Source organism: Bacillus sp. HMA207, assembly GCF_003402455.1.
In the GTDB taxonomy this organism is placed as follows: Bacteria; Bacillota; Bacilli; order Bacillales; family Bacillaceae_G; genus Bacillus_A; species Bacillus_A cereus.
Map to the genome: position 1 here is coordinate 1,428,441 of NZ_BEZT01000001.1, position 24,745 is coordinate 1,453,185.

Below are 24,745 nucleotides of genomic sequence, written 5' to 3' on the forward strand. Positions count from 1 at the left end.
GTTTTACTTGAGAACGATGCAAAAATTACTACAAAAAAGGGCAATGCAATCACCAAATTTGGAAGCGCTTGTAGGAGGGAAGAAAAGATATTCGTTTCAGCAATATAATGAACGAGTAAATCAGCTTGCACATTATTTGTTACATAATGGTGTGCAAAGAGGAGATCGTATAGGAATACTATGCAAAAATAATCACCCATTTCCAAGCGTTATGATGGCAAGTTTAAAAATTGGAGCGGTATTTATTCCACTAAATCATCAGCTTACTGTATATGAATTAGAAACGATTGTAAAAGAAGCGAAATTAAAAGTGTTAGTTATTGATGAAGAATTTAGTGAAGTGTTATTAAAGGTTGATGCTGTTAAAGAAATTCCTTATGTAATTCAAACGACAAAAGAAGGTTTTGGTTCATTTGAATTAGAGTTGCAAAAACAGCCAACGACAGAACCGAACGTAGAAGTTCATGAAGAAGACGATGCCATTTACTTATTTACTTCAGGAACGACTGGACAGGCGAAAGCATGTGTAATTGGACATAAAAACTTACATCACTATTTTGCTGAAATTGCGGGACAAAGGGAAATCCCAGCAGGTGAACGCTTTTTATCTGTGCATCCATTGTTTCATATGAGTGGCGTGCTTTCTATTTTAAATTGTATTTATCATGGCGTTACGATGATCTTCTTAGCTGATTCGAATCCTGCTCTTATTTGGGATAAGATTGAAGAAGAGAAAATTACTACGATGCTTGCTTTCCCAGCAGTTTATAGTTACATGCTTGATGAACTAAATAAAAAAGAACGTAACATTTCAACCTTTAAAGTAGCACAAAGCGGTGGTACAAAAGTGCCAGAAACACTCATTCAAAAATATATGGAAAAAGGCATATATATGGTGCAAGGCTATGGTAGTACAGAAGGTTGGGTTGTAACCTCATGGCATCCAATGATGGGAAAAGAAAAGATGTCTTCTGTAGGAAAGACCTTGAAAAATGTAGAGGTGAAAATTGTTCATCCGGAAACAGGACATGAACTAACAACAAATGAAGTTGGAGAGATTCATGTGAAAAGTCCATACATGTTTAAAGGATATTGGAATAATGAAAAGGCGACAAAGAAGGTAGTAAAAGATAATTGGTTTAACATGGGTGATGCTGGCATGATAGATGATGATGGATTCCTGCATATTATGGGAAGATATAAAGATGTTATTATACGCGGTGGTGACAACGTATATCCAGATCAGGTAGAAGATGTTATTCATGAAATACATGGTGTTTTAGAAGTTGCAGTAGTTGGAGTTCCGGATGATTTTTGGGGTGAGGTTCCAAGAGCTTATCTTGTGAAGGATGGCGAAACAACATTAACAGAAGAAAGTATTCTTCAGTATTGTAAAGAGAAATTAGCAAGTTATAAAATACCAGAAGTAGTATTCATAGACGAGTTACCGAAAAACGCTTTAGGAAAAGTGTTGAAGAGGGAATTACGAGATGCGGTTCTTGTGAAATAGAAAATTATAAAACGATGGAGAACCCAGTTATGTATAAGGCATGACTGGGTTTTTATGTATCAAAAACATAATGATTTACTAGATTTTGTATTTTGTGTAAAATAATAAAGAATATTCGAAAAACAATTGAGGGAAGAGATATAAATGAAGCTATCGCTATTACAGGTAGAGACAGAGAGACTGATGATCCGTCCGTTCCAAAATGATGATGATGAAAGTTGGTTAGATCAATTTTCTTATTGATTATAAAAATAAAGAAATGGACAAATAAGGGGAAAAGAAAATGAAGACTATAAACGTATTTCATTACGACGCATTTACGAATAAACCAAATAAGGGAAATCCAGCAGGTATTGTATTAGAAGCAGATGGATTAACGGAAGAGGAAATGCAAATTATTGCTGAAAAAGTTGGATATAACGAAACAACTTTTGTTCTTTCCTCAGAAGTAGGAGATATAAGAATGCGCTATTTTACACCTGGTTTTGAAATGGATTTATGTGGTCATGGGACAGTAGGGACGATATATGCCTTGCGCGAAAAAGGTTTATTAGAAGAGAAAAGTAACCTTACGATTGAAACGAAGGCAGGGATTTTACCAATACAAATAGGTGTAAATGAAAATGGAGAAACCTTTATTAAAATGAGGCAGACAGCACCTCAGTTTAAAGATTTTGCAGGTTCAAAAGAAGAATTAGCTCATAGTATTGGTTTAGAAGTAAATGATTTAGATGTAAGTTTACCGATAGTATATGGAAGTACAGGAAACTGGACTGTAATTGTGCCGATTAAAAATCTAGATGCGTGTGAGAGAATGAAACCTAATAATGCTGCATTTCCATCGGTATTAAAAGAAATACCTAATGCTTCTATTCACCCAATTTGTCTAGAAACTTATGATGAACTAGCACAAATGCATGGCCGTCATTTCTCGTCAGCTTATGCTGGGACGATTGAAGATCCAGTGACAGGAACAGCTTCAGGTGTAATGGGAGCGTATTATGCGGAGTATTTAGAGAAAGATTTTGAACATGAATTGGGTTTAATCGTTGAGCAAGGACAGGAAATAAATAAAGATGGCCGTGTAACTGTTTATGTAACGAAAGGGATAGAAAACGAAAAGTTACAAATAGATATTGCTGGAACAGCGGTGTATGTGAAAGAGTTTGAAGTTTTAATATAAAAAAGAAAGCCCGGCATACATCCGGACTTTCATTATCTGTTCAACACTTCAATATACGAAGCATCTCCAGTTGTTCTTAAAGCAGAGCGAAAATTGTTATTTTCTAGCGTTTTAGCGACTTGTTGTAATTGCTGTGCATCATCATGATGGATAAGTAAGCTGTCAGCACCGCTTTCTTCTATATGAATATGTTCGACGTTTCCAATGGCATCATGTACAGCTTTTAAAAATTCAGGTTTCATGGTGTCCTCCTATATGTATGTAACGTTTTTATTTAGTATTTCCTTATTTTTGAAATATAAAAGTAAATGAAAGGAGAAATAAAATGAATATAAAGAAGTTTAACGAACATATAACATCACTATTTGGAGAGGACCTTCATAAATACGGCGATGGTGAATATGGTTTTACTCATATAAGTAAAGATGAATTTCACAAAATCGGTTACACAACAAATTTGACAGTAGAGACGATTGAAGAAGCGTATAAAAATGGAGTCGATATGATAGTTACACATCATGCGCCGTGGCGTTTTTTATTTGGTATGGAAGAGGCTTGTATTGAGAAATTGAAGCAATATGAAATGAATCATTTTTGGATTCACTTGCCGTTAGATTTTGTAAAGTTTGGCACGTGTACTTCGTTATTTAACGAAATTGGGATAGATACAATACTGGAATATTCCACGTATGAGGAAGAAGAACTACCGGGAATAGGAGAATATAAAGAATCGATTCCTTTTTCAAACTTAGTTGGAAAACTTGAAGAAAGAATGGAAGAGAAAGTGAAGAGCTGGAGAAATCACGATAAACCAGTAAAACGAATCGCGATTTTAACCGGTGCAGGAAACAATACAAATTTGATTGAACGTGCATTAGAAAAAGGGTGTGACACGTACATAACAGGTGAAAAAACATTATATACAGTTCAACATGCGAAATTTAAAGGGATTAATTTAATTGTAGGCAGTCATACGTTTACAGAAGTGTTTGGTGTAGAAAGTTTGGCTCATAAATTACAAGACATAGACCCTGCAATAGAAATTATTAGAGTATATGAAGAGCATTTAGAGTGATAAAATCACGTTATCATAAATGAGATATGGAAGAAAGCCATTGTAATAAAATAAAATTGTTGTTTGTTATATTAGGATGGTTGGGAGGATTTCCCTTGCGTTTGTAAAATAATAGTAAAGTTGTCTTTTGAATTAAGGGAATCTTCCGAATTAAAGGGTGAGAGAATGGACATTTCAATAATCACTGCACAACTAGTTAAGGAAAAAGTTATTTCACATTATCCAAATAGCGTAAAAGCATTAAACGGGGGAACGGCAAGTACTATATATTTGTTAGATGAACAATACGTTGTAAAGTTGAATGAATCGGATGTCATACGTGAAGAAGCTTATTTTCTTCAGTTTTATAAAAAGGACGAATTATTTCCAAAGCTTTTATATAAGGAACCTTTAAATCGCTATATTGTTTACTCATTCCTTGAGGGCACAACTTCTTGCAAACTAGGCTATAAACGGAGTGTTCTTTGTAAACTTGTAAAAGAAGTTATCAATGAGTATGAAGTAGCTACAGAGGTTGATGGCTGGGGATGGAAAGAAAATTCGGTTCAATCTTGGAGTGAATTTTTAACAACAAATGTGATAGAAGCTCATGAAAATGTAAGACGTTACATAAGTGAAGAAGAGTATAGAACGGTTCTTAAGTTAGCGAATAGGGACGCTGGAATAAATCAGCCGTTTTTATTGCATGGTGATCTTGGATTTCATAATTTTATATTTCAAGAGAATAAACTGCACGGTGTAATTGATCCTTTACCAGTGTTAGGAGATCCTATATATGATTTAATTTATGCGTTCTGTTCAACTCCGGAAGATTTAACAAAAGAAACGATTGGTTATGCGATGAAACAATGTGTATTTCATAAAAATGACCGTGATTTATATGAAGAAATAGTCATAGGATTATATTTTCGTATAGATACATGTTTACGGCACCACCCGAAAGATTTAAAAGATTATTTAGAAGCTTGGCGTTATTGGATGGGTGAGGTTGAGGTGACTTTATAGTACAAATATTTTTGGGGAGATAGTGAGATGAATGTTGCAGAAGCGAAAAAGGATTTAGCAATAAAAACGAAGAGAGGCTTACCGATTATATTAGCCGGCGTTTTATTTTGGGTAGTTATGAGTATAACAGGATTTGTTCTTTCTGAAAAACAAGTGGTGTGGGTATATTTAATCGGTATGGGCTGTGTGTTTCCTTTTGGCTTAATGATAGCTGCTATATTGAAAATTGATATGTTTGCGAAAGGAAATCCGTTAGGGATTTTGGCTGGATTAATTGGTGGGATAAATGTATTGAATATTCCACTTGTATTACTTGCCTATTTTCAATTTCCAGAATGGTTACCTTTTGTAGTAGCAATGTTAATAGGAGTTCATTTTATCCCGTATGTATGGATTTATGAAAGCAAAAGTTATGGTTTATTATCAGTAGGGACTGTATTCGTAACGTCAGTTTGCGGGATTCTTTTTGCAGAAAAAGGATTTACTGTCATTCCATTATCGGTTACAGTTGTCTATTTACTTACTTTTATAAGTTTATTAATTGAAAATAAAAAAGCAGATCATTATCAACAAAAATCAGCTTAATAAAAATATAGGGATAGGGGAAATTATGATGAAAAATTTCGTTTGTACAACGTGTGGCGTGCAGTATGCAGCGAGTGTAGAAGAACCGGTGAGTTGTCATATTTGTGATGAAGAAAGGCAGTATGTGAATCCGAAAGGGCAGTCTTGGACGACTTTAGAAAATTTGCAAACAGATGATACATATAAAAATGAAATAATCAAAGAGGAAAATGGACTTTATAGTATTACGACAAAACCAGGATTTGCGATCGGTCAAACGGCATTTGTAGTGAAAACAGAGTCATATCGTTTACTGTGGGACTGTATTACGTATTTAGATGAAACGACAATTGCGAAAATAAAAGAGCTTGGCGAATTAGATGCGATTGCATTGTCTCATCCTCATTATTATTCAACGCAAGTAGAATGGGCAGAGACATTTGATGTACCAATTTATATACATGAAGATGATAAAGAGTGGGTGATGCGTCCGAGTAGTCGTATTATTTATTGGTCTGGTGAGTCTTTACAATTAGCTGATGGATTAGTCATTCATCGTTTAGGGGGACATTTTAAAGGTGGATCTGTCTTACATTGGGAAGAAGGTAATGACGGAAAAGGGATTTTGTTAACAGGTGATATTATTCAAGTTGTAGCGGATGAGCGGTGGGTAAGTTTTATGTACAGCTATCCAAACTTAATTCCATTACCAGCGAGAAAAGTGGAAGAAATGGTGAACCGAGTGAAGCTGTTACAGTTTAATCGTTTATACAATGCTTTTCATCGAGTAGTAAAAGAAAATGCAAATGAGGCAGTTGAACGTTCTGCTGAAAGATATATAAAAGCAATAGAAGGAAAGTTGTTTCATACGTAAAAGGAGAGTAGCTTAATGAAAACGTTAGTATGCTTTGGAGATAGTATTACAGCTGATGAAACATTTTTTGATGGAATGCCGAGATTAACACCACGTTTGCAAGAGATGTTTCCGAAGTGGAAAGTAGTGAATGCAGGTGTTCCAGGGGATAATACATTTGATGCGTTAAATAGGATTGAAGAAGATGTAATATCATATAAACCAGATTTCGTAACAGTTTTTCTTGGTACGAATGATGCAGTTTCTTTTTCTCAAGTGTCATTACAAGCATATAAAGAAAACTTAGAGAAGATTGTGAACCATATTTCATCAGATAAAGTACTACTGATTAGTCCTGCACCAGTTGATGAAGAAAGACAGCGTAATAGAACAAATAGAGTGCTTGGTCAGTATGCAGACGTGGTGGAGAAAGTGGCGAGGGAAACAGGAAGTTATTTTCTAAACGTATTCGCTGAAATGATTCAAGAACGGGATTATAAAAGATTTGTAGAAAATGGTGAAAAAGATGGATTACACTTTGGACCAGAAGGCTATGAGTATGTAGCGAGGTTAATTGGTGAAAAGTTAAAAGGAATTTTATAAGGAGCAAAGCACTTAGTGCTTTGCTTTTTCGTATTTCTTTCGCAGTCCATAAACTTATTGATCGCTGTAATTTGGACAGATATTTTGTTTTTTTTATATGCGTAAAAGGTTAGCTCTGTTTTAAAGTAATATAAATTTATTTTTAAAAATTTATATTTCGTAGTTGAAAATTAATATAGTTGTAACTATAATAGTTACAGTTGGTTTGTTATTTTGAAATATATACATTGAATTACAAGAATGAAATGAGTTTTTATGTAAATCAAAAAGCTATAAAAATCTATTAATTTTTATAATAAGATAAAAAGATTTTTGGTTCATACACATTATTAAATATGTTAATTCTAATAGAAAACTAGAGGTGGAAAGATGAAAAATTTTAAAGGTATGTTGATATCATCACTTGCAATTACAACTTTTGTTGGGGTAGGTACGACATTTGTAACAAATACAGTACATGCTGCCAATAACGATTCTAGTAAAATACAATTTCGTTCTAATAAGAGTATAAACACAACAACTAGCTCGAGATTGCCTGTATTATCAATCAATCCTTATGATGAACCTAGATTTTCGAGACAGGGATATCTTGAAGAGGCACCTTTAGGAATTAATGCTCCTTATGCTTGGGGAATTAAAGGAGGAGATGGTCAAGGAGCAACCTTTGTAGATTTGGAAGAAGGCTGGTTATTAAATCATGAAGATTTAGTCGGTCAAAATATTGAATTTATGTCTGGAAAAATGAGTAATGATCTTTCTCACGGTACTTCAGTTCTAGGTGTTGTTTCTGCAGCTGACAATCGGATTGGGAACATTGGGATTGCACCAAAAGCAAAGGCAAAAGTAATTTCAGTGATCCGAGATAATGGGAGAATCGATGTAAGAGATGCTATTTTAAGTGCCGTAGATTCTTTACAGGCTGGAGATGTTTTATTAATAGAAGAATCCTTTAAATATGATGGATATGGAGATGACCCTTTACCAGTAGAAGTATACCCGAGTATATTTAACGCAATTCGCAAAGGTACAGATAAAGGCATTATTATTGTAGAAGCAGCTGGTAATGGTGGGATTGATTTAGATGAATTTAAAGACCGCAATGGTAAACAGATTTTAAATCGAAATAGTCCAGACTTTAAAGATTCAGGAGCTATTATAGTTGGAGCATCTACTGCAAGAGTTCCTCATAAACGTTTAGGTTTCTCTAACTATGGTAGTAGAATTGATGTATATGGTTGGGGAGAGTATGTTGATACATTAGATACATATCAAAATCAAAATAGTAAAGGGCAAAAAGTTACAGATCAGAATATAATGAATCGTTATACTTCTAACTTCCGTGGTACTTCTAGCGCTTCGCCTATAATTGCTGGGGCTGCTGTATCAATTCAAGGGATTGCTAAAGAACATTTAGGTAAGGCATATACACCAAAAGAATTGAGAGCAATTTTAAGTAATCCTAATACAGGCACAAAGTCTAATAACCCATCATCTGATAAAATAGGGGTTTTACCAGATTTAAAAGCGATTTTGTCTAACCTTGGATTTCATAGTGATTTAACTACCAATGATCCTATGGTATTTCCAGATAACGTAGAAAAAAATGAAGGAAAAGAAAATTCAACTTTCGTATTTCCAGGTGAAGAAACAAAAAGAACCGGGGATAAAAATTCAACTGTAACCTTCCCAGAAGAAGATTTAAAACAGGAGGAAAAAGAAGAGGGATTAATTGTTTTTCCTGATTAATAAAAAAATACTACCTTCCATTTGGAGGTAGTATTTTTTATTTCTTGTCATTAACAAGCAGGCATGAAATTTGTATTTGTTTATCTTTCATAATGAACTTAACCACAAAATCGAATGTTTGACTGTTAATTAACTTTTTCTTCTCAATCAATTACATGAATTAATCTAGAAATGCTTGCTGCAATGCTTTCAGTCCATCGCTGTATATACCATGAAACAGATTTATTGCCTCTTCATCACTAACCTCAACAGGAGTGAACGTACCAGACCACTCTACTAATGATGTGTTACTTTCAGTACCTTTTTTCACCCGGATTGTAGATAGATAATTAGTGACTGGAAACGGTGCGTTCATGATTGAATACGTGTAGTAGCGTTCCTTATCATTGAATACTTCTAAGCGTTCTATAATTGTATCACCATCTGGATTAGCTAGATGACGTACACGACCGCCTTCAGTTAATTTACTACTAGGTATATAAGGTAACCAGTCTGGAAGGGAGTTGAAACCTCCGATTAATTGCCATACTTGTTCAGGTGATCCGAAAATTTCCATAGATATAATAGTATATGCCATGTTCATTACGCTCCTTTTCATCCCGGTATTTACGGGTAAGTAATCAGTAGGGGATAAACCGCCCCACTGATTAAAGTTTCACTTTATAGGTCCATAACTTATAGTGAGAATGAATTTTATCGCGGATTTTTTATTTAATATATAATTATAAAGTTAAAACTATATACTTTTAATAATTAAATTATATAATAAATATAGAAATGAAAATTTATGAGCAAGGAAGTTGAAAAATATGACATTAACAATGGGCTTTATTGGATTTGGAAAGTCAGCTAACCGCTATCACTTACCTTATGTAAACACGCGTAATAATATAAAAATAAAAACGATTTTTGTACGTCAAATAAATGAAAAATTAGCGGCTCCATATAAGGAAAAAGGTGTTTACTTCACTACTGATTTGGACGAATTGTTGAATGACAAGGAAATTCAAGTGGTGACGGTCTGTACGCCAGCACATACGCATTACGAATTAGCGAAAAAAGTTATACTTGCTGGAAAATCAGTTATCGTTGAAAAACCATTTTGCGATACAGTGGAACATGCGAAAGAATTATTAGCTTTAGGACGAGAAAAAGATGTAGTAGTTATGCCTTATCAAAACCGCCGTTTTGATGGTGATTTTTTAGCTGTGAAGCAAGTAGTTGAACAAGGATTCCTTGGTGATATTATTGAGATTGAATCACATATTGATTATTTCCGTCCTGGTTCAATCACTCATGAAGCTCCAAAAGAAGAAGGTTCATTTTACAGTTTAGGTATTCATACGATGGACCGCATGATTTCACTATTCGGCCGTCCAGATACGGTGACATACGATATTCGCAATAATGAAATGGAAGGTGCGGTTGATAATTATTTCGATGTTGGTTTACATTACGGAAATCAGTTGAAGATTAAGCTGAAAACGAACCATGTCGTAGCAAAAGATTATCCACGCTTTATCGTCCATGGAACAAATGGATCATTTATTAAATATGGTGAAGATCAGCAGGAAAATGATTTAAAAGCGGGGATTATGCCTGAGAGTGCAGGGTTTGGTGAAGATTCACCGATGTACTATGGAGTTGCTAAATATCGTAATGCAAATGGTGACTGGATTGAAAAACAAATTAAAACGCCGCTTGGTGATTACGGTCGTTTCTATGATGCCGCGTATGAAACAATTATAAATGGTGCACCAAAACTTGTGAAAGACGAAGAAGCGGTAACGAATATTGAAATCTTAGAAAATGGATTTGCTGCCCCATCACCTTCAGTTTACAAACTTGAGGCTTTACATTTGAATGAATAGAAGAGAGTTTGCAGTATAAAGGAGGTATGAAAATGGCAAGCGGATCAACACAAGTAAAATACCTCGGCATTTATCAAAAGATTAAACAGCAAATTTTAGACGGTGAATATAAAATCAACGAAAAAATTCCGAGTAGCCCCGTCCTTGCTGAAGAATTTGGTGTTTCAGCACTTACGATTAAAAAAGCGCTGGATCTATTAGTTAGAGATGGCTACATCATCCGCCGGCGCGGAAGCGGAACAGTGGTGCAAGATTGGCGTCAACAGGAAAAGGCACGAATGATTCAAACTTTAACGGGTACGAAAGCTGTATACGGCAGTGAGGTAGAAAGTAAAATTATCGAGTTTGCGATTGTTGGGGCTGATGAAGTAGTTGCTGAGAAATTGGGAGTTTCAATCGGTGATTTCGTCTATAAAATCATTCGCCTCCGCATCATTCACAGCATTCCGACGATTATGGAGCATACATGGATGCCAATTTCGGTTATCCCAGGTGTTGAGGCTTCTGTTTTAGAGGAGTCGATATACTCACATATTCAAAATAAACTTGGTCTTGAAGTAGGGACATCTGTTGTCAGGGTTAAAGGAATTCGCCCAGATGATAGGGAAAAGCAGTTTATGAACTTAACAAATCAGGATTTCCTAATGCGAGTTGAACAAGTAGCTTATTTAACGGATGGACGAACTTTTGAATATTCTTATGCAGATCATCTACCCGAAACCTTTGAGTTTGAAACAGTCATTACTGCAAAAAATTATAAAGAGATATAAAAATCGGTTGAGGCAAGTATTGTCTCAACTGCTCCTATTATACGTTAATAGAATGCATCCAAGACTTAACATTTGATTTATAGAACTGTAAAGTTTAAAATTACAGTATAGTTTTTAGAAGTGAGTTGTTATCGTCTGTAAAATGTAGATAAATTAAATATTCTCGAATAAATAATATTGCTTGTATTTGATTCTAAACTGTAATTTTTTTTAATACATTTCAATAACCGATGTTTAAAATGTACGTTTCATAACATTAAAGGAGTGAGTTAAATATGGTAATTCTATATACAACAGCAAGCTGTGCCTCATGCCGAAAAGCGAAAGCATGGCTTGAAGAGCATCAAATTGATTATATTGAAAAAAACATCGTATCAAATTCTATGACAGTTGATGAGCTTAAATCAATTCTTCGTTTAACTGAAGAGGGGGCTACTGAAATTATTTCAACTAGATCCAAAACTTTTCAGGACTTAAATATAAATATTGAGGAGCTCTCGCTCAATGAATTTTATACATTAATAATTGAGCATCCACTAATGTTACGTCGCCCAATTATGCTGGACGAGAAAAGATTGCAGATTGGTTTTAATGAGGAAGAAATTCGTAAATTTTTACCACGTAGCGTTCGAACGTTTTTGAACATTGAATTGCAAAAATTGGCTAATTAATAAGTAATATTTTTTAGGGAAAGTGGTATGAAAGGAGGAAGCAGAAAATGATAGAAGTATGTGTTACAGTCAATTATAACGATAGAAATTATCAAACAAATGTTATTGTAAGTAAAGATACGATATGGACAAAAATTAAACAATTGGCAGAAGAACAAGTGAAGAAACAGTGGAGTGTTTAATTTTATTTTCAACTTAAAAAGCTAAATGAAGTTATCAGATATAGGTGGGACCGGATAGAATATAAGAGAATTAATTTTTTATGGCAAGAAGTATTCTATATGTTTTAACGTTCTAACCTATCTGTAATATTTATGGCTACAGTTAATATATGAGAAACAATATTTTTGATCGTAGGAGGAAAACAATGAACAGCGACTTTACCTTGGCCATACACAGTTTAACTTATTTAGCTTTACAGCCAGACCGGATGTCAACAAGTAATGCTATTTCAGAAAGTGCAGGTGTTCATCCGGTACGCATTCGCAAAGTACTAAGTTTGTTAAAAAAACATAAGTTTATACAATCGAAAGAGGGAACTGGTGGAGGTTTTATTTTCGCTCGCGATTTAGATGAAATTAATCTTTGGCATATTTATCAGATAACCTCTGAAGGTGCTTTGCAGCCGAAGTGTCCAGAATCAAACAATCAGTGTGTTGTAGGTTCGAACATGCGAAAAGTTCTTTTCGCTATTTTCTTAGGTGCTGAAGAGCACCTAGGTGAATACTTAAAGAATTATACGATGAAAGAAGTTGTTGATCTTATCAATCAAGAGCGTTAAGCGGCTTAATTATTATATAGCCGTGAGTTCTTAACACTTAAATGTAATGAAAAATATTACAGTATAATTGTTTTTATATCTTTTTTATCGTCACAAAAAATATTTATAGGAAGGTGAAACGGTATGATGTCAAATAATAATCATGTTTTAAAAGTAGGAGATTGGGTTCGTGGAATATCAAATGAAGGTGAATTAATAGTTGGTTATATTGTATCACTTGATGATGTAGAGGATATAGTTACAGTTAGTATTGTGAAACGTGATGGCCAGTACACAATAAACGAAGCGATTTTACTCTTTAGTAAACACGTTAACAAACTCCCTGAATCAAAGGTAATAAATAAGGAACAAATCCTTTATCTTATAGATCTTGCATTATTAACGGGGGATGAAGAATGGTTTATCGAGCTTTCTTCAAAATTAAACTCGATAAAAGAGCTAGTTAATGAGGGATTTTAAAATTTAAACTTTTGAGGGTGCACACAATCCGCCTTATGGAGAGGACACAATTATTTTTCGCATAAAAGGAAATGATGTAAAAATGATTCATTACAAACATAGAGATATCCCTGAAGAAGAGCCGAACAAACTACAATTAAGATGATATTGAAGTGATTTGTTTGTGTATTCCTGATAACGATAATTATGTAAATGAGCTGTCCATATGGGGCAGCTTTTTTGCTTTTTGCTCAGTGTAGCTTTTTAAATTGTATATGAATTCAATATTAATAATATATATCCTAAAATTTGGTTTTTGTATTTTGGGATTTTTTTTCTTTTTACCTACATTAATTATTTATTAGAATATCTTTTATGTTTAAAATAAGATTTTTTGATAAAAGAGGATATAAGTATCTTTATAATAAGTCACCTAGAAAAACAATGTATTATTGTATTTTTTTACTAACTAATTCAGCTTTAAGCGATAAAAACAATGGCTACATGCTAACTGTAAAATATTATCCATATAAAATTATTCCTCTTTAATATTTCTGAAAATATAAAAATATTAATTTTATAAATATACACGTTATAATGAGGGCGTCGAGAGAAATTTTATTATCTCTGGAGAAAATATAAAAAATGCGATTATTAGTAAGAAAGGTGTGTGATTAGAGGCGAAATGTATGTAATGTGCTTCAGTGGCTTGTGTAAGCAATATCATCAGTGCTACCGAAGTTATGAAAGTAATGTATAGAATTGAGAAAGAAACGCCTCGCAAATGAAGAGAGGCCGGTTTAGCTAAAATTACTTTTAAAAGTAAAAAAGAGAAACCATTAAAGTAATACACTGTTATTAGAAATGTTGCAACGTATTTATGAAGTCTATTCTATATTGTTCTCTTAAGGGGTCTTTATATAAAGAGCGGATATTACGAGTAAATTTTTTTGTGAACGCTAACAATTATATTAGGACGCTAATTAGCGAATGTTTCAATTTGGATTCATTATGATGAAGGACATACAATGTGGGGCAACTTGTAAGGAATTCATTTTCCAAAACGGGAATATTTGTTAGGTGCAAAGAGAGATGCAGGAATAGATACAAGGGGGAGTTATTATATGAACGGGAATACTGCAAAGAAAATAGAAGTTCAAGCTGAAAATACCGCACGAAAAAATGAGCAATATGCAGATCCGAAAAAGTGGCATAAGCAGGATACTACATGGGCACTCAGTCTATTTGGAACTGCAATTGGAGCAGGGGTGCTCTTTTTACCGATTAATGCAGGTTCAGGTGGTTTATTATCTTTACTACTAATTACATTACTTGCATATCCAGTTATGTACTACTCACATAGGGCGCTTGCTAAAATGATATACGCTTCTAATTCTGCTGATGAGGGGATCACAGGTACAATTAGAGAGTATTTCGGAAATAAAGCGAGTATCATTTTTAACATCGTATATTTCGGTTCAATTTATACAATCGTACTAATGTATTCGGTTGCGCTTACAAACACTGCAAGTAGTTTTATCGTGCATCAATTGCACATGCCAGAACCTCCAAGAGCTATTTTATCACTTGTATTAGTTCTTGGTCTTATCGCTATACTGAATTTTGGTCAAGATATTACTGTAAAGGTAATGAGTATGTTAGTGTATCCTTTCATAGTTTCTCTACTTTTTATCGCAATATCTTTAATTCCACAGTGGAATACGTCAATGCTTAGTTTTTCAGCTGTTTCAACTGCTTCAACAGGAACAGGCTATTTTGGGACGATATTGATGATTCTACCAATCATCGTATTCTCATTTAATCATTCACCTATGATTTCATCATTTGTTGTGAAACAGAGAGCTACGTATGGAATCGAAGCCACTGATGCTAAATGTGCGCAAATACAAAAGGTTTGTTATATTATGACATTCGCTGTTGTTATGTTCTTCGTTTGGAGTAGCGCATTGAGCTTGACTCCAGATGATATAAAAATGGCAAAAGAACAAAACTTATCAATTCTTTCATATCTTGCTAATGAGCTTAATTCGCCTGTAATCACTATTGCAGCTCCAATTATTGCTTTTGTGGCTATTACAAAGTCTTTCCTTGGCCATTATATAGGAGCATTTGAAGTAATGCGTGACATGATTATTAAGTTCGGTAAATCACGTGGAAAAGATATTGAAGAAAAAACAATTAAGACAGTAATCCTTACTTTTGTTGTATTATCATGCTGGTTTGTTGCTTATACAAATCCAAGTATTCTTGGACTTATTGATTCTCTAAGCGGTCCATTAGTTGCTGCTATCTTATGTCTATTACCGATGTATGCGATTCAAAAAGTTCCAGTACTAGCTAAATACAAAGGGAAAATGAGTAACGTATTTGTTATTATTGTAGGTGTACTTACTGTCTTAGCAAGTATTAAGTCATTATTCTAATTCACTATTATTCGTATTAGTGTAAAAATAGTTAATATGAAAAACTTTTTGGACAAACTTCTCACATTGGAGAGTTTGTCCTTTTTTAGTCATTCTATCAACTTGCCGACAAACAGCCACCTTCCAGGCAGAAGGTGGCTTGTTTCGGTATTAATTTATTTTAACTATTCACGTCTGAATGGCCTTTTTGGAGCAATTAGCTCTAAATTAGTACCATCTGAATCGGGGAAGTAGGCAACTCCTGTATCAAATCCAGTTTTCTAGCCGTCTTCTTGAAAGATAATTGGTTCGTCATCTGGGTGCTATCCTATGCCCATCAAGCTAACAAAATGGATTGCCTCTGAAACAAAAAATGATTTTTATTACTATAAAAAACGTAAAGTATCCGTTTTTAGAAAAAATTAATTTTTATAAATTGATGGAGATATAACTCGATTCTTTTATATATGTAGTTAAATATGATTGTCAGAATGAACTTAAAGTAATTATGATTTCTAGAAATGCGAACTGATGTTTTGAATTGGTTTAAAGTTGCTGGAACAAAATAAAACCAATTGAGCAAAAAAACTTGCAAAAATAAAAAGAGAGATGTATATTAATTGATGTATCAATAATTGATATATCAATTAATGTTTTGACAAGAAAGAAAAGGAACATTTTATGAAGGAAATGTTCGTAAATATCAGTGGAGAAGAACGCAAAATACTTATTCATGTTCTATTACAGATGCAAAAAAATGTAGAGAATATTAAAGAATAGAGAGTGTAGGGGGCAGAATAGTGTGGAAATAATCGCAGCTATTTTAGTCGGGATCGTAGCATTAGAACATTTGTTTATCATGATCCTTGAAATGTTTTTTATTGATTCAAAAGTAGCGAAACGTGCTTTCAAATTACCGAAGCATTTAGAAGGAGATCGAAACGTAGCCATTATGTTTGCAAATCAAGGTTTATATAATGGATTTTTAGCGGCTGGTCTCATTTGGGGACTTGTACTTGGGCTTAATCCAATTGGTTATATGGTGCAATTATTTTTCGTGATTTGTGTGGTGATAGCAGCTATTTTTGGAGGTTTCACATCTAATAAATCAATTATTGTGAAACAAGGTCTTCCAGCTGTTTTAGCACTGGTTGCCCTTTTATGTATGATATAGAATCAAAGTTTCTCAATAAAAGAACTCATTTTTGAAAAGAATACGCTATTCTTTCTTTAGAATTATAGGAAAGGATGGCGTTTTTGTATGTCTATTTCTATATGTAGTGAATTATAACTATTCTCTCAAGGGACTCAACTGCTCTTCAGCTTTTGGATATATTTTCATCCATCTTTGTTTCCTCCTATTGTTGGATAGTGTAATAATTGATAAAAATTTTGATGAAATTGGATTATAACGATTGATCAAAAAAGTTAGTGATTAAAAATATTATTCTTTAGTACATACATTTTTAAGATGTTAAATATATTTCATAATAGTCTCTGTAAGATAGGGATAAGTAGAATAGTACTTTTTATAACTTTGAATGTCATTCATAATAGCACCAGTAAGAAGAAAACAAGCTTTACGGTACTACTAGTTACCAAAGATGTTACAGTAGTTTATTTAGAATCAGATTGATTGAAAGGTTGTACTATATGGCCTAATAATTTCGAAAAAATGCCGGTGTGGCATAAAACAATTATGGAGGTTAAAGATATGAGTACTTCAAATTTGAATGAAATAAGTAAACAAATTTTAAATGAGGAGGAAACACTTCAATTTTCCTCTTTTACAAATGAAGATGCCTTGCAACTAGGTTTATTTATCGTTGAAACAGCAAAGCGAGAGGGGAAATTGATTGCTGTTGATATAACGAAAAATGGTGTGCAATTATTTCATTTCAAGATGACAGGGACAAATGAGGAAAATACGAAATGGATTGAGCGTAAAAAACGAGTCGTTTCCCTGCATGATCGTAGCTCGTATTATATGCAGATACAAAGTGAAATAACTGGGGTCTCCTATAATGAAAAATATCTTTTAGATACTTCAGAATACGCTGCGTTTGGTGGATGTTTTCCTATCAGAATAAAAAACGTAGGGGTTATTGGAATGATAACAGTTTCAGGATTACCACCAGAAGAAGATCACGAATTGGTAGTAAGAGCAGTTAAAAATCATTTGAAGCAATAGTAAAAGTAAATGTGATGGTTAAGTAAAAGCCAAGAATGAACATATTATAGTTCGTTTTTGGCTTTTTATTATTTTTTCTTATAGTCGGCTAAGAGGGTTCTTTTACAGGTAGTACTTAATTGTGCAATGTTCTTTAAATTGCATCGTTTTGTTCGAGTGAGCGAAATTGCTGTAATTGAAGATGCTCTAAATTAATGTGAAATTTGGCGATTAAAGTAGCTACATTTCATATTTGTGTAAATATGAAACAAGCAGGATACATGAATAGAGAATGGATAAAATAGTACCGAATGATGATTAGATTTTATGAATGATGTTATAAGGCTTTTTTTAGGAAAACTGAAGGAAGCAGTGTGTTTAGATTTAGAATGACTGGCAATGGGTGCTAGGAAGTTCAATGATTCAAAAATGAACTCATTTAAACGCATATTATCTTCGAGATGTATCATTTTGAAGAATATTAAAACTTAGGAGGAACGGAATTATGACAAAAGATTTCTATACTGCACTGAAAGAAAGACGTACTTACTATGGGATTAATAAAGAGGTACAAGTATCGGATGAAAAAATTAAAGAAATCGTGGAGTTTGCTGTGAAATATACTCCATCAGCTTTCAATTCTCAAACTGCGCGATTAGTTGTATTATTTGGTGAAGCTCATGATAAATTATGGGATATTACAACTGAAACATTAAGAAAAGTAGTTGGAGATGGAGATTTCTCAGGAACGCAACAAAAAATGGATTCTTTTAAAGCTGGTTATGGAACAGTACTATTCTTTGAAGATGAGGCTATCGTTAAATCGCTTCAAGAAAAATTTGCTGCATATGCTGAAAACTTCCCAATTTGGTCACACCAAGCATCAGGTATGCACCAATTAGTCGTGTGGACAGGTTTAGAAGCAGAAGGATTAGGGGCATCTTTACAACATTATAATCCATTAATTGACGATGAGGTAAAACAAGAATGGAATGTCCCTGCTAATTGGAAACTAATTGCACAAATGCCATTTGGTAATCCAACAGCTGCACCAGGTGAAAAAGAATTCCAACCACTTGAAGAGCGTGTGAAATTTCATAAGTAATATTCGAATGTAATAATACGGTCTAGCTATAGTAGAGTTATTCGCTCTTTTTCGGGAAAGGGCCATGCTATTGATGAAATCGGAAAAATACTATTATATTTAAAAAAGAACAAGGCGATCATTTTTGATTGCCTTGTTTGACATTTGTACAATTAATCTACGCATTAAGCTAACAGCATGAATCATTATTTATATTATCGGGTTATTGTTACCAAACGTTTTTCAAAACTATTTTACCTATTGCTTTATTTGACTCCAAATATTCATGTGCTTGTGCAACTTCATCAAACGTAAAAGGTTTAGAATCTAGCAATGGTCGAAGGTGTCCTTCTTCTACTATTTGCGTTAGTTTAGTTAAAATTTCCCCGCAAGCGTCACGTTTATCTGTATGTAATATTTTTAATGCCATAAAAGTAACGTGCAGAGAGAGTCCTTTTGCGTGTAAAGGAGAGAGGTCATGGGTTGAACGAGCTGCAATAGTTACGACAGTTCCATTGACCGCAGCAGCTTCAAAAGAATGATCAAGATTCTTGCCACCTACTGTATCAAATATAACTTCAAATCCGTTTCCGTTCGTATGTTTTTGTACATATTCTTGAACAGATTCTTCTTTATAATTAATAGCTATATCGGCTCCTAAACGATGGGCTATTTCTATTTTATTTTGCTGAGAAGCTGTTGTGAAAACTTTAGCGCCTGCCCATTTAGCTAGTTGAATGGCTACGTGTCCTACGCCACCAGTAGCTCCATGAATGAGAACATTTTGACCAGGTTTAATATTTGCACGATCAAATAAAGATTCCCAAGCTGTAATTGCAACTAATGGTAGAGCAGCAGCTTCTTCCATTGTTAAATTGTTAGGTTTGTGAGCAATTAATCGTGCATCAGCAAGCATAAATTCTGCAAGTGCACCTCCAGTTTCTTTAAAACCTCCGGCACATCCGTATACTTTATCCCCTGATTTGAATTTCGAAACACCTTCTCCTACTTCAATGACAATACCAGCTACATCGCCGTGTAATATAGCTGGAAACTCAGGAGCGACGGCTGAAACGGCACCACTACGCATTTTTGTATCGATTGGATTTACACTTGTTGCTTTTACATCGATTAGAACATGACCTGGTAAAAGTTTTGGTTTTGAAACTTCTTCTAATTGAAATACAGATGAATCCCCAAAAGAATGGATAATTTGTGCTTTCATAGTTTATACCTCCTGTTTGTGGTTATAGCATAGCAAAGTACGAAAAATAAGTATAATATTTTGAATTTGGTTAGTGAGAATTTTATATAGAGAAGGGGAAAGTACGTGAAATAATGTAACGTACTTGCGAAAGCAATTGTAAAGCTTTATGAAGAAAGGGTAGATGTTATTTTTGCAGCATGATTTATTCATTACGTTTATCCCGCTATTTTCCGGGCAGTAAGACCCCCACCTCAAAATTCAGCGATATCATAGAAGTTAGGTGGGGCAACTGCCTGTAAAAGCCCGATTGGTTCAACTAATAATCAGTGGGGATGAACAAAACCCCCACTGATTAAAGTTTCACTTTATCCGGAGCGACAGGGGGATTTAGCGAAACGCAAAATTTATCCTGCTTTATATAAGCTATTTAGTAATCAAAATATACCACAATCTATTTCGATTATCGGTATCGGCAGAAGGGTAATGTCAGATGTGGAATTTCAAACAAAGGTAGAACAATCCCTTGCTACATTTTCTAGAAGATCTACTGATGATGAATTAGGAGTAGAAGAATTTATTAGCACATTTCGTTATTGTCAATTAAATACAGCGAATATAGAGGACTATCAAGATTTGTTGCGTCTTGTAAAGAGGCGTGAAACAGAATTAAACATTCCTGAAAACCGCATGTTTTACCTATCTGTTATACCAGAAGTATTTGATGTCATTGCTTTAAATATTAAGGAAAGTGGATTGTGGGCTACAAAAGGATTGAACCGTCTTATTATAGAGAAGCCTTTTGGTTATCATGTAACGTCTGCTCGTGAGTTTAATGGGAAAATGATTGAAGATTTTGATGAAACTGACATTTGTTATATCAATCATTATCTTTGAAAATGAATGGTAATTAGGAATACACTTAGAAAAGCATTACGAAATAAATAGTATGTAATGCAAGACATTTTTATTGACGATAATAATTTATATGTTTAATATACTAGACATAAGATTATTTAATTACTAAAAGTAATCAAATATAAAATGTTTCGTTAAATTCTATAAATAAGTAGGTTGTAGTAGAAATGCTTTGAATTGCCACTATTAATATTGGGGACAATGAGAGAGCGAAAGGTATAAAAAGAATTGGAATTAGATAACTCTTTGTTTTTTATGAAAACAGGAAGTATAAGAGTATGAGCTTCTGTACAATTCATTTTTAGTATATTGAAGAGGATTATACAACAAGAGGGGGACTGAACTTGGAATCAATGACCTTTGTTTTATTTGGAGCGACAGGGGACTTAGCGAAACGCAAAATTTACCCCGCGCTATATAACTTATATAGAGATCAAAAGCTTCCAAAGCAAATATCTGTTATCGGGCTTGGAAGACGTCAAGTATCTCACGAAGATTTTCAAGAAAGAATAAAAGAATCAATAGAGACGTTTTCTCGTCAGAGGGAAGAAGGTACTCCGGAACTGGAAGGTTTTTTAGATAATTTTCGCTATTGTCCATTAGATGTGAGTAAGCCGGAAGACTATGAGAGATTATTACAAGTCGTTCGTGAAAGGGAAGAAGAACTACATATAAAAGGTAATAGAATGTTCTATCTTTCAGTTGCTCCTGAATTTTTCGAGACGATTGCTTTAAATATTAAGGAAAGCGGACTTGATAAAACAGATGGATGGAAACGCCTGATGATTGAGAAACCGTTTGGGCACGACCTTGCATCTGCTCGTGAGCTGAATGATAAGCTTAGTCGCACGTTTGAAGAAGACGAGATATACCGTATTGATCATTATTTAGGTAAACCGATGATTCAAAACCTTGAAGCGCTAGAATTTGCAAATCCTGTTCTCCAGTCGATTTGGAATAAAGAACATATAGCGAATGTACAAATCACAGCTAGTGAAACAGTTGGGGTTGAAGAAAGGGCAGGATATTATGACCAGGCAGGAGCCATTCGAGATATGGTTCAAAATCATATGTTACAAATATTAATGATGACTGCTATGAATCTGCCGGAAAAGGTTAATGCATGTGAAATTCGAGAGGAAAAGCGAAAGGTAATGGAGACGCTTCGTAAAGTGAAAAAAGAAGACGTTCAAAACCATATCATTCGCGGACAATACGCTTCAGGAGAGATAAAAGGCGGGCAAGTTGTAGCATATAAAGAGGAACCAGGAGTAAATCCTTCTTCTAACATAGACACATTTGTTGCTGCTCGCTTGTGGATCGATAATCCATTTTGGACTGGCGTTCCCTTTTATATACGAACAGGTAAACGAATGAAAGAAAAGTCTACTCGTATTGTAATCGAATTTAAAAATACGTTAAAACAGCAATATCAAGATAGTAATCCAAATGCAGCACCTAACTTGTTAATAATTGAAATTAGCCCAGGTGAGAACGTTTCATTACAGTTAAATAGTAAAAATCCATTAAAAAATGGAGAAATTGAACCGATGCGTATTAACTTTACTTGTGAGCAAGCAGATGTGGGAGTACCTGAAGCGTATGAAAGACTCATTCATGATGCTGTGAGTGGAGACGCTACATTCTTTGCACATTGGAAAGAAGTTGAATTGTCATGGGAATGGGTACAACCAATTCTTGAAGCATTCGAGGAAAACTTATTACCACTTCATGAATATGAGTCTGGTTCATATGGTCCAGATGCGTCGAATGAATTATTGCAAGAAAGTGGATTTAAATGGTGGTTAGATCAAGAAACGGAAAAATAAGTACTTTCTTTCATGAAAGCATGTAGGGGGACGATTACTATGACACAAAACATAAATCAATTAGCAGTGAATACAATTCGTACGTTATCAATTGATGCTATTAATGCGGCAAATTCAGGTCATCCAGGTCTTCCAATGGGAGCAGCACCGATGGCTTATGCATTATGGGCGAATCATTTAAATTACAATCCTAATCACCCAGAATGGTTTAACCGTGATCGTTTCGTTTTATCGGCGGGACATGGATCTAGTCTGTTATATAGCTTACTTCATTTAGCTGGATATGACGTTTCAATTGATGACTTGAAAAACTTCAGAAAGTTAAATAGTAAAACACCAGGACATCCTGAGTTTGGTCATACTCCTGGAGTTGAAGCGACGACAGGCCCGTTAGGACAAGGGATTGCTAATGCTGTCGGAATGGCAATGGCAGAAGCTCATTTAGCAGCGAAGTTCAATAAGGATGGTCACTCTATTATAGATCACAATACGTACGCATTAGTCGGAGATGGTGACTTAATGGAGGGTGTCGCTTATGAAGCGATGTCAATGGCAGGACATATGAAACTTGGCAAGTTAATTGTACTGTATGATTCAAATGAAATTTCACTTGATGGTGAATTAGGCATTGCTTTCTCTGAAGATATTCAGAAAAGGGCAGAATCTGTACATTGGCAATATGTAAGAGTTGAAGATGGAAACGATGTCGATGCTATTACAAAAGCCATTACATTAGCGAAAGAAAATACGGATCAACCTACTCTTATAGAAATTAGAACCATTATAGGTTATGGAAGTCCAAAAGTTGCTGGAACGAACAAAGCGCATGGTAATCCGCTTGGAGTAGAAGAGGCAACAGCGACAAAACAAGTGTATGGTTGGGATTATGAGGAAGACTTCTTTGTGCCTGAAGAAGTAACAGCTCATTTTAATGAACTGAAACAAAAAGGTATTGAAAAAGAGAATGAATGGAATGAGCAGTTCAACGTATACAGAGAGTCAAACCCTGCACTAGCAGATGAATTAGAAAAAGCGATTACAGGTGAGGTTTTAATCGAAGCGAAAGACATTCTATCCTTTGATACTGAAAAAACGATTTCTACTCGTGTTGCAAGTGGGGAAGCTATTAATCATTATGTGAAAACGATTCCTTCTATTTTCGGTGGAAGTGCAGATCTTTCTCATTCTACGATGACAGATATAAAAGGTGAAGCAGTATATGCAGTAGAATCGTATGCTGGCCGCAATATATACTTCGGTGTACGTGAACATGCAATGGGCGCGGCAGCGAATGGACTGGCTCTTCATGGAGGGGTAAAACCATTCGTAAGTACATTCTTTGTATTTAATGACTATCTTCGTCCATCGATTCGACTTGCTGCACTGCAAAAGTTACCTGTTACTTACGTATTTACACATGATTCGATCGCTGTAGGAGAAGATGGTCCAACGCATGAACCTATTGAACATTTAGCAGCTCTTCGTGCAATTCCTGGTTTAACAGTTATCCGCCCGTCAGATGCAAATGAAACAGCAAGTGCGTGGGCGTATGCATTACAGCAAACGGATGGTCCAGTCGTTTTAGTACTGAGTCGTCAAAATTTACCGGTGTTTAATGAAACGAAAGCGAACATAGAGAATCTCTCTAAAGGAGCTTACGTATTAACGGAAACAAATGAAAATCCGGATGTAATTTTAATTGCGACAGGTTCTGAAGTATCTTTAGCTGCTAGTGCAAAAGCAAAACTAGAAGAAGACAATGTCTCTGTTCGCATCGTTGCAATGCCGAGCTGGGAGTTATTTGATCGCCAATCGAACGAATATAAAGAATCCGTTCTTCCGTCTTCTATAACGAAACGAGTATCTCTTGAGATGGGTGTATCTCTCGGTTGGGAACGTTATGTAGGGCAAGAAGGAAAAGTACTATCAATTGAAACATTTGGAGCTTCAGGTACTGGAGCTGAAGTCATGAATCTATTTGGATTTACGATAGAAAATGTTGTTCAAATTACAAAAAATGTGTTGAATTCTTAAGCTATGACTGTGA

General features: G+C 34.6%; 24 protein-coding genes and 3 pseudogenes. 23 read left to right on the top strand and 4 right to left on the bottom strand.

Going from position 1 to position 24,745, the window contains the following annotated elements; all coding sequences use genetic code 11:
* Window positions 1-16 precede the first annotated feature (16 nt).
* From HMAS_RS07535 to HMAS_RS07540, 3 genes and pseudogenes are all read left to right on the top strand, one after another.
* Window positions 17-1,510, top strand: a complete 1,494-nt coding sequence (locus tag HMAS_RS07535; RefSeq protein WP_080350264.1) for a class I adenylate-forming enzyme family protein — start codon at window positions 17-19, stop codon at window positions 1,508-1,510.
* 144 nt (window positions 1,511-1,654) lie between these two features.
* Window positions 1,655-1,747, top strand: a pseudogene (locus tag HMAS_RS27905) (N-acetyltransferase); the annotation flags it as partial.
* 46 nt (window positions 1,748-1,793) lie between these two features.
* A complete protein-coding gene (locus HMAS_RS07540; protein ID WP_048535858.1) occupies window positions 1,794-2,693 on the top strand; it encodes a PhzF family phenazine biosynthesis isomerase in 900 nt (299 codons plus the stop codon).
* A gap of 32 nt (window positions 2,694-2,725) precedes the next feature.
* Here HMAS_RS07540 and HMAS_RS07545 read toward each other — a convergent pair whose 3' ends face one another.
* Window positions 2,726-2,935 (bottom strand): hypothetical protein, encoded by a 210-nt coding sequence (locus tag HMAS_RS07545; protein WP_000801653.1) that lies wholly within the window; start codon window positions 2,933-2,935, stop codon window positions 2,726-2,728.
* Between the two features lie 83 nt (window positions 2,936-3,018).
* Here HMAS_RS07545 and HMAS_RS07550 point away from each other — a divergent pair, with 83 nt between their 5' ends.
* From HMAS_RS07550 to HMAS_RS07575, 6 genes are all read left to right on the top strand, one after another.
* Window positions 3,019-3,768, top strand: coding sequence for a Nif3-like dinuclear metal center hexameric protein (locus HMAS_RS07550; protein ID WP_048535856.1), 750 nt, complete (start codon window positions 3,019-3,021; stop codon window positions 3,766-3,768).
* 165 nt (window positions 3,769-3,933) lie between these two features.
* Entirely contained in the window at window positions 3,934-4,773 is an 840-nt protein-coding gene (locus HMAS_RS07555) for a phosphotransferase (protein WP_025708814.1), read from the top strand.
* A 27-nt stretch (window positions 4,774-4,800) separates the two neighbouring features.
* The gene (locus HMAS_RS07560) at window positions 4,801-5,358 is read left to right on the top strand and encodes a DUF7010 family protein (RefSeq protein WP_001099749.1); all 558 of its coding nucleotides are present in this window, start codon (window positions 4,801-4,803) and stop codon (window positions 5,356-5,358) included.
* Window positions 5,359-5,383: 25 nt separating this feature from the next.
* Entirely contained in the window at window positions 5,384-6,211 is an 828-nt protein-coding gene (locus HMAS_RS07565) for an MBL fold metallo-hydrolase (RefSeq protein WP_070180363.1), read from the top strand.
* 15 nt (window positions 6,212-6,226) lie between these two features.
* A complete protein-coding gene (locus tag HMAS_RS07570) occupies window positions 6,227-6,793 on the top strand; it encodes an SGNH/GDSL hydrolase family protein (protein WP_000855202.1) in 567 nt (188 codons plus the stop codon).
* 369 nt (window positions 6,794-7,162) lie between these two features.
* Window positions 7,163-8,539 (top strand): S8 family peptidase, encoded by a 1,377-nt coding sequence (locus tag HMAS_RS07575; RefSeq protein WP_025708810.1) that lies wholly within the window; start codon window positions 7,163-7,165, stop codon window positions 8,537-8,539.
* Between the two features lie 160 nt (window positions 8,540-8,699).
* On the opposite strand, the gene HMAS_RS07580 is transcribed toward HMAS_RS07575, so the two are convergent.
* Window positions 8,700-9,116, bottom strand: a complete 417-nt coding sequence (locus tag HMAS_RS07580; protein ID WP_000331939.1) for an SRPBCC family protein — start codon at window positions 9,114-9,116, stop codon at window positions 8,700-8,702.
* A gap of 232 nt (window positions 9,117-9,348) precedes the next feature.
* Between HMAS_RS07580 and HMAS_RS07585 the strand changes: the two genes are divergently transcribed.
* The 8 genes and pseudogenes from HMAS_RS07585 (at window position 9,349) to HMAS_RS07620 (ending at window position 15,514) form a co-directional block, all read left to right on the top strand.
* Entirely contained in the window at window positions 9,349-10,410 is a 1,062-nt protein-coding gene (locus HMAS_RS07585; RefSeq protein WP_000176641.1) for an oxidoreductase, read from the top strand.
* 32 nt (window positions 10,411-10,442) lie between these two features.
* Window positions 10,443-11,180 (top strand): GntR family transcriptional regulator, encoded by a 738-nt coding sequence (locus HMAS_RS07590; protein ID WP_000146278.1) that lies wholly within the window; start codon window positions 10,443-10,445, stop codon window positions 11,178-11,180.
* A gap of 275 nt (window positions 11,181-11,455) precedes the next feature.
* Window positions 11,456-11,851 (top strand): transcriptional regulator SpxA, encoded by a 396-nt coding sequence (gene spxA / locus HMAS_RS07595; protein ID WP_000236190.1) that lies wholly within the window; start codon window positions 11,456-11,458, stop codon window positions 11,849-11,851.
* A gap of 47 nt (window positions 11,852-11,898) precedes the next feature.
* Window positions 11,899-12,033: a BA3454 family stress response protein gene (locus HMAS_RS07600; RefSeq protein ID WP_000573532.1), complete on the top strand. Its 135-nt coding sequence runs from the start codon at window positions 11,899-11,901 to the stop codon at window positions 12,031-12,033.
* A gap of 185 nt (window positions 12,034-12,218) precedes the next feature.
* Window positions 12,219-12,632: an Rrf2-family transcriptional regulator SaiR gene (gene saiR / locus HMAS_RS07605; protein WP_001083465.1), complete on the top strand. Its 414-nt coding sequence runs from the start codon at window positions 12,219-12,221 to the stop codon at window positions 12,630-12,632.
* Between the two features lie 123 nt (window positions 12,633-12,755).
* Window positions 12,756-13,091: an IDEAL domain-containing protein gene (locus HMAS_RS07610; RefSeq protein WP_000987462.1), complete on the top strand. Its 336-nt coding sequence runs from the start codon at window positions 12,756-12,758 to the stop codon at window positions 13,089-13,091.
* Between the two features lie 7 nt (window positions 13,092-13,098).
* Window positions 13,099-13,236, top strand: a pseudogene (locus tag HMAS_RS07615) (DUF3888 domain-containing protein); the annotation flags it as partial.
* 958 nt (window positions 13,237-14,194) lie between these two features.
* A complete protein-coding gene (locus HMAS_RS07620; protein WP_001014190.1) occupies window positions 14,195-15,514 on the top strand; it encodes an aromatic amino acid transport family protein in 1,320 nt (439 codons plus the stop codon).
* A gap of 164 nt (window positions 15,515-15,678) precedes the next feature.
* Here the strand turns inward: HMAS_RS07620 and HMAS_RS28390 are convergent.
* Window positions 15,679-15,813, bottom strand: a pseudogene (locus HMAS_RS28390) (VOC family protein); the annotation flags it as partial.
* Window positions 15,814-16,295: 482 nt separating this feature from the next.
* On the opposite strand from HMAS_RS28390, the gene HMAS_RS07630 reads away from it, so the two are divergent.
* The 3 genes from HMAS_RS07630 to HMAS_RS07640 all read left to right on the top strand — a co-directional run bounded on the left by HMAS_RS07630 (window position 16,296) and on the right by HMAS_RS07640 (window position 18,768).
* Window positions 16,296-16,667, top strand: coding sequence for a DUF1304 domain-containing protein (locus HMAS_RS07630; protein ID WP_000402472.1), 372 nt, complete (start codon window positions 16,296-16,298; stop codon window positions 16,665-16,667).
* A 501-nt stretch (window positions 16,668-17,168) separates the two neighbouring features.
* Window positions 17,169-17,684 (top strand): heme-degrading domain-containing protein, encoded by a 516-nt coding sequence (locus HMAS_RS07635; protein ID WP_116344739.1) that lies wholly within the window; start codon window positions 17,169-17,171, stop codon window positions 17,682-17,684.
* Between the two features lie 484 nt (window positions 17,685-18,168).
* On the top strand, window positions 18,169-18,768 hold the full coding sequence (locus HMAS_RS07640) for a nitroreductase family protein (protein WP_000158938.1): 600 nt from the start codon (window positions 18,169-18,171) through the stop codon (window positions 18,766-18,768).
* Window positions 18,769-18,976: 208 nt separating this feature from the next.
* Here the strand turns inward: HMAS_RS07640 and HMAS_RS07645 are convergent, their stop codons facing one another.
* Window positions 18,977-19,972 (bottom strand): zinc-dependent alcohol dehydrogenase family protein, encoded by a 996-nt coding sequence (locus tag HMAS_RS07645; protein WP_000647252.1) that lies wholly within the window; start codon window positions 19,970-19,972, stop codon window positions 18,977-18,979.
* 384 nt (window positions 19,973-20,356) lie between these two features.
* Here HMAS_RS07645 and HMAS_RS07650 point away from each other — a divergent pair, with 384 nt between their 5' ends.
* The 3 genes from HMAS_RS07650 to tkt all read left to right on the top strand — a co-directional run bounded on the left by HMAS_RS07650 (window position 20,357) and on the right by tkt (window position 24,732).
* Window positions 20,357-20,848, top strand: a complete 492-nt coding sequence (locus tag HMAS_RS07650; protein ID WP_071739363.1) for a hypothetical protein — start codon at window positions 20,357-20,359, stop codon at window positions 20,846-20,848.
* 365 nt (window positions 20,849-21,213) lie between these two features.
* Entirely contained in the window at window positions 21,214-22,698 is a 1,485-nt protein-coding gene (gene zwf / locus HMAS_RS07655; RefSeq protein WP_016122892.1) for a glucose-6-phosphate dehydrogenase, read from the top strand.
* A 39-nt stretch (window positions 22,699-22,737) separates the two neighbouring features.
* Window positions 22,738-24,732 carry a transketolase gene (gene tkt / locus HMAS_RS07660; RefSeq protein WP_116344741.1) on the top strand — a complete coding sequence of 665 codons (1,995 nt, stop codon included), beginning with the start codon at window positions 22,738-22,740 and terminating at the stop codon, window positions 24,730-24,732.
* Window positions 24,733-24,745: the final 13 nt, after the last annotated feature.